General features: G+C 72.3%; 4 protein-coding genes. All 4 read right to left on the reverse strand.

The window, feature by feature from the left end:
• Positions 1–359: 359 nt before the first annotated feature.
• Positions 360–1,049 (reverse strand): hypothetical protein, encoded by a 690-nt coding sequence (locus ACLEQD_RS34760; protein WP_410390010.1) that lies wholly within the window; start codon positions 1,047–1,049, stop codon positions 360–362.
• A gap of 34 nt (positions 1,050–1,083) precedes the next feature.
• Positions 1,084–2,904 carry a hypothetical protein gene (locus ACLEQD_RS34765; RefSeq protein WP_410390012.1) on the reverse strand — a complete coding sequence of 607 codons (1,821 nt, stop codon included), beginning with the start codon at positions 2,902–2,904 and terminating at the stop codon, positions 1,084–1,086.
• Positions 2,880–4,679 carry a GMC oxidoreductase gene (locus ACLEQD_RS34770; RefSeq protein WP_410390014.1) on the reverse strand — a complete coding sequence of 600 codons (1,800 nt, stop codon included), beginning with the start codon at positions 4,677–4,679 and terminating at the stop codon, positions 2,880–2,882. The genes ACLEQD_RS34765 and ACLEQD_RS34770 overlap by 25 nt, the downstream gene beginning before the upstream one ends.
• A partial coding sequence (locus ACLEQD_RS34775) for a patatin-like phospholipase family protein (protein ID WP_410390016.1) occupies positions 4,663–6,138 on the reverse strand: 1,476 nt, incomplete at its 5' end. The genes ACLEQD_RS34770 and ACLEQD_RS34775, both read right to left, overlap by 17 nt.

Here is a 6,138-nt window from a genome sequence, read left to right on the forward strand (position 1 = left end):
TGGGTAGCGCGCCAGGAACGCGCGGGCGTCATGCGGGGACGGGGGCGGCGCCTCGGAGGCGACGGAGCGCCGGGCGGCCGGCGGAGGCGTCTGGGGAGGCGGCGCGTCCGTGAGGGCGCGATCCTCCAGGGCGACATGGGAGTGCGAGGCGCCGCAGCCGGTGGCGAGCGCCCCCCAGGAGGGTCAGCAACGGAAGACGGGGCATGGCGCGGGGCTCCTTGAGGTGCGGCGGCGCGGGGACCGCGAAGGCTCCGCGCGAGGACGTGGCGCGGGGCGTGCTGGAGGACGGACAGGCGTGAAGCAATGGGTCCTGCGAACGGCTTGCTCGCGTGACGGCTGAACGCGTGATGGCCGGCGCGCTACAGCGCGGCGGAGTCGGCGTGCTGCTGGCTCGCGCGCGACGGCGCCTGGCGCGGGATGGAGGCGGACGAGGGCAGCATCATCGAGCAGGCGTCGTGGCAGCGGTCGTCCATGCACGCGAGCGTGGTGGGGCCGGCCTGCTGCCGCGACACGGCCGCGTAGCAGCTCTCGCCGGTGCCCGGGCACTGGCTGCGCGCGGCGCACTCACAGCAGGAGGAGGCCACGGACGCCATCAGCTGCACGTCCTGGAGCACCGTGGACAGCGCTCGGTAGCAGGCGCGGGCCACGGGCGCGAAGCGGCCCTTGGCGTCCACCACCGGCGAGTTGCCCTCGATGCCGCAGCGGCCCACGACGTCCGCGTACTTGCGCTCGCAGACGGCGACGAGCTTCGGGTCCGGCGTGCCGTCCCGCGCGTTGCTCACGGCCTCCGAGCAGAGGGCGCGCGACGCGTCCTTCAGCAGCTTCACGTTCGCGGACTCCTGGTCCGCGTTCGCGGCGCCGGGAGGCGGCAGCTCCGCTTCGAACACGCACTCCTTGCCCGCGCGCAGCGTGTCGATGGTGCACGCCCACGCGGTGGGAGACGCATCCACGAGCGGGGGCGCGCCCAGCGCTTCGGGAGGCAGGGACGACGGCGCGGGGCCCGACGGCGCGGCGCCGAGCAGGAGCAGGGACAGGAGCATCGCCTTCATGGGGACAGCAGCGTAGGCCGTCAGCCCGCGCCGCTCAAACCGCGCCCCCGGGAGGGTGTTCGTCCATCATCACGCCCGTGGGTCCGGACGGACCAGTCCCAGGCGTCACCGGAAGCGCCTTCGTCCGGCCGATGACGATGGGCGGCTCGATGAGCCGGGGCGGGGTCGCCCGCGTGTCCGCCGGGTCCGGCACCCACACCGGGTCCTCCGGTCCGCGCCCCCGCTTCCACCTGCGCGGCACCCGCCGGAAGCCCACCGGGTACACCGTGAGCTGCCCCTGCGTGTCGATGTGGAGCCGGAGGAAGTTCTTCCAGTCCGGTATCGACAGCGAGGAGAACGCCTCGTTGGGATGACAGGAGAACACGTTGAGCGACAGCAGCAGGTACACGCCCACCACCAGGGGCCCCAGCAGCGCGCCGCCTCCAAAGAGCAGCAGGCCGCTGAGGAGGTCGCGCCGGAGGCTCCACTGGAGCTCCGCCGCCAGCGGCGCGGCGACGGCGGACACGCCCCACGTGAGCAGCAGCGCCACGGCCAGGTGCGCCAGTCCGTGCACGGCGCCGGCGGCCTTCTTCCAATTCGGGCCCCGGCGGCCGTCCGCGAACGCGACCGCGCCCAGCACCACGCCCGCGCCCAGCACCAGTGAGCCCGTGCTCTGCAACGCCGCGTTGAGGACCTCCCGGAACGGCGGCGCCCCCACGGTCCCCTCGTTGAGGTTCGCGTCCACGCCCCAGCCCAGCAGCATGTAGACGGCGCCCATGAACGCGCTGAACCACGGGTTGAGCACGGGGAACAGCAGGTTGCGCCAGGCGAGCCGCTGGGACGTCTGCTTCGACGGGAAGCACGCCTGCTGCACGAAGCCGCCCGGACGCTGGTCCACCTTCGGCAGGTGCGTGGGATGCAGGAAGGCCCCTCCCCCACCCGCGACGATCTTCTGCCGCCCGTCCGCGTCCTCGTGCCGGCGGTAGTGGTGCAGGTCCCCCGCGAGGAAGACGCTCACCCGCTTGCCCAGCACCTTCTGCTCCAGGAAGTCGATGTTGTTGTCCAGGAAGCCGCGGCCCGCGTGGGGCGTCACCTGCTGTTTGATCCAGTCCGGCTCCGCGTTGCAGAGGATGACGCGATCCGCGGCGTCCATCTTCCCGGCCACCCTCGTGAAGAACTCCACCTGCGGCGCGTCCAGGTCGGACTCCAGTTGCATGTCCGTGCCCAGGAGCCACCAGCCGTGCGGCAGCTTCAGCGCGAAGTAGCTGCGCCGCTGCCGCGTGTGCCAGCCCCTGGAGGTCCGGCCCTGGCAGAACAGGCGCGTGAAGGACACCAGCCCGTCGTACCAGTCGTGGTTGCCCGGCACCGCGAACAGGTCCGGCCGGTGACGCCGCCGGTTCAAGGCGTCCTCGTACGGCACCACCGTGCGCGCCTGATACTCCTCCACGCTCGCGGTCGGATAGACCTCGTCCCCACCGAACACGAGCACGTCGCCGCCCCGCGTGGGGTGCGCCTTGCCGGAGGCGTCCGTCAGCACGAGCTCCGGCGCCGTCACCGCCGAGGCCACCGCGTAGGTGGAATCCCAGCCGTCCCCCAGGTCCGACACATAGTCCAGCCACAGCTCGTCGCGCGGGTGCTGGGGGCTGTGCTCCGAGTAGTCGAACTTCAGGTCCTGGGGCTGCGACACCGCGTCCAGCAGCCGCCGGTCCGCCTGCCGCCCGAACGTCCCCGACAGCAGCGCCTTCACCCCCGACTTCGCGAGCACGGCCGGGTCGAACCACGACACCATCGGCCTTCCCGGGGGCGTCTCCGGCGGGGACCCGGGCCGCGTCCGCGGGCCCGGGATGCGGCTCACATCGGAGGCACGGACGGCCATGGCCCCTCCTCCGCGGAGTGCTCCGGCGCATGCTCCGGTGCGTGCCGCGAACGTCCCCGCGTGGAGCGTCGGTGCGAGTCGATGAGCGCATCCGCGAAGCGGTCCGCGAGCGCGGCGATGGTGAGGCTCGGGTTGGGGCCGGTGGGGCCCGGCATCATCGCGCCGTCGGCCACGTACAGGCCCGGGTGGCCAAAGGCCTCGCCCGCCGCGTCCACCACGCCCGTCTGGGGCCCGCGTCCCATGGGACAGCCGCCCAGCGGGTGCACGGTGATGACGCGGCTCAGGTAGCTGAGCGGGTTCTGCACCAGCTTGCCCTCCAGCGTGCGAGCGATGTCCGCCATCGACTGGCGCACCTCATCGAAGTACTCGCGCGAGGCGCCCATCCGCCAGTCGATCTCCAGCATCTCGTCCTTCGTCAGCCGCATGTGGCCGTTGGGGATGTCGCGCCCCATGCCCAGCAGCGGCAGCGACGTCGCGGAGCCCAGGCAGTCCCCGAGCAGCTCGGCGATCTCCTCGCTCACGTCGGAGTCGCGCGTGAGCCCCGTCCACCCGCGGATGAGGCGCCACGCCAGCTTGAGGCCGCGCTCCAGCAGCGGCACCTGGTGCGCGCCCTCGTAGAGCCAGTTGACGAACTCCGGGTAGCCCGCGTCCTCGAGGTAGTAGCCCCGGCCCGTGCCGCCCTCCTCCTTCCCGCGGAAGTGCAGCGCGCTGGTGATGACCGGGCCGTGCCCGCCCTCCAGGATGCGCGGCAGTCGCTTGCCGGTGCTGGAGTCGTGGCACTGGCGCAGGAAGCCCAGCAGGTCCCCGTTGCCGCAGAAGCGCGTGCCCAGCTGTCCGCTCAGCCCGGGGAAGTGCCGCCGGTTCTTCAGGAGCAGGAACGGGGTGCCGAACGTGCCCGCCGCCAGCACCAGCCGGTCCGCCGTCACCGTGGTGCGCGGCTGCATGGACTTGGGGCCCTCACGCGGCACGTCCTCCGGCGTGTCCGTGTGGTCCAGGTACTGCACCACGTAGCCGCCGCCCTCCGCGGGCCACAGCTCCGTCACCTCCGCGCGCGTGCGCAGCTGCGCCCCGGCCCGCTTCGCCGCGGACAGGTACGTGTAGTCGAGCGTGTTCTTGCTGCCCGTGTTGCAGCCGATGTCGCACTCACCACACAGGTGACAGGTGGTGCGCGTGCGGCCGTGGAGGTTGGGGTGCTCCTCGCGGATGGGCTCGCCGGGGACGGGCACCTCGCCCGGGTTGCCGAACGTCACCGCCAGCGGCGGCAGCTGCCAGTCCCCCGCGCGGCCCAGGCGCTCGGCCGCCAGCTTCATGGCCAGCGTCTTCGCGGTGGAGGCGTAGGGCGGGTGCTCCAGCGGGTAGCGCTGCACGTGCATCATGCGCTCCACGGCGTCGTAGTGCGCTTCCAGGTCCGCGCGGGTGACGGGCCAGTCCTCGTAGCCGCCGCCGTGGAGGTCCTCGTGGATGAAGGTCTTCTCGTCCTTGCGCAACAGCACGTTGGCGTAGATGAGCGACCCGCCGCCCAGCCCCGCGGACACCACGCCGCCCAGCCCCTGGAAGGACCAGAGGTTGAAGAGGCCGTGCATCCCCTTGCTCGGGTCCCAGAAGTTGCGGCGCATGTCGTACGGGCTGCGCGGGAAGGAGCCCGGCGGATACGCCTTGCCGCGCTCCAGCACGCACACCCGCAGGCCCGCGTCCGCCAGCCGCCACGCCATCACCGAACCGCCGAAGCCCGAACCCACGATGACGACGTCGAAGTGCTCAGCCCTCGTGGCCATGCGCGGCCTCCCCTTCGCGCGCCGGCGCCTCCGGCGCGTAGAGGTCCCAGAGCGCGCCCAGGAACAGGCGGCCGAAGCGGGCCACCATGCCCGCGCCCTCCACGCCCCCGCGCGCCGAGTGCATGCTGGAGACCAGGTGGAGCAGCTCCCGCATGCCCAGCACCAGCACGCCCGCGCCCACCACCGGGCCGCGCGCGTCCGGGCCTTCGTGCAGGTAGCTGTAGAGGCGCGTGGTGTCGCGCCAGAGGTCGGGCCCCGGGTCGTCGCGCAGCGTCTTCGTGCCGTCCAGGTAGTAGTCCTGGCCGTGGGCCTGGAAGCGCAGGCCGTAGGTCATGATCTTCGTGCGCGGATCATCCGTGGCGCGGAAGAGGTTGAAGCTCCCGTCGCTCACGGGCAGGTCCATGCCCAGCGGCTTGAACTGCACGTGCGCCACCAGGCGGGCCGCGTGGTCGGCGTCGCGGATGAACGCCTCCATGTCGTCGATGGTGATGGTGCAGTGCATGGTGAAGGGCGTGGAGCGCCCGTCATGGGCGCCGGCCTCGGGGTCGGTGGTGCCCATCGCGAGGGGGCCGGACATCGTCTCTCGGAAGGACAGGTCATGGGCGGGTTCGGTCATCTGCGTGATCTCCGGGGTGAGGGGCAGGCCCTGGGCGGGCGCCACGGACAGGTAGCGCCAGGCGTCCGAGTAGCCCTGGTCGATGAGGGTCGCGGCCGTGACGTGGCCCGCGTAGAAGTCCGGGTCCAGCGGCAGCGGGTGCTCCGGCTTGATGAGGTGCACGGTGATGGGCCGCGCGTGTCCCGCCACGTGCTCGCCCGCGAGGATGCGCGCGTTGAGTTCGCGCACCTGCTCCAGCTCCGCGAAGAGCGCGCCGTTCGCGCTCAGCTCGATCATGTGGACGTACTGACGGAAGAAGCCGTCGTGGTACTGGCGCGTGTTGCCGATGCACCAGACGACCCACACCTCGTCCGCGCCCCGGCGCACGGCCTCCATCACGTTGGCGTCCTGGATCCACACCGAGTCCAGGTAGAGGTGGCCGGCCCTCGCCACGGGGGGCATGAAGAGCGGCAGGGAGAGGCCCGCCACCAGCAGGTCGCGGTCCACGTCCGTGTGGGGGATGGCCTCGTTCGTCTTCCGGGCGAAGTCGCAGACGTTGAAGGTGCCCGTGCGGTCGCGGTTCGCGCGGATGGCGTCCACGTCCACGCCCAGGTGCGGGAAGACGCGCTGGAGGATGCCGTCCGCGTCCCCCAGCGCGTGCAGCTTCCAGGGCCGCGCGTAGTCGTCCAGCGGCATCAGCGACACGAAGTCCTTCACGTCCAGCGTCCGCCACCGCTCGCACATCTCCGCGGGGGACAGGCCGGACAGCCACATGGCCAGGGTGATGATGCCGCCCGACGTGGCGTCCGCGTGGGCGAAGGACAGCCGCGCGTCCGTGAGCGCGCGCAGCACGCCCGCCTGCCA

The organism is Corallococcus sp. 4LFB (assembly GCF_046520365.1).
GTDB lineage: Bacteria > Myxococcota > Myxococcia > Myxococcales > Myxococcaceae > Corallococcus > Corallococcus caeni.

Bases quoted from the DNA above. Each gene is read 5' to 3' on its own strand.
- ACLEQD_RS34760 (WP_410390010.1), bottom strand. From the start codon at position 1,049: ATGAAGGCGATGCTCCTGTCCCTGCTCCTGCTCGGCGCCGCGCCGTCG.
- ACLEQD_RS34765 (WP_410390012.1), bottom strand. From the start codon at position 2,904: ATGGCCGTCCGTGCCTCCGATGTGAGCCGCATCCCGGGCCCGCGGACG.
- ACLEQD_RS34770 (WP_410390014.1), bottom strand. From the start codon at position 4,679: ATGGCCACGAGGGCTGAGCACTTCGACGTCGTCATCGTGGGTTCGGGC.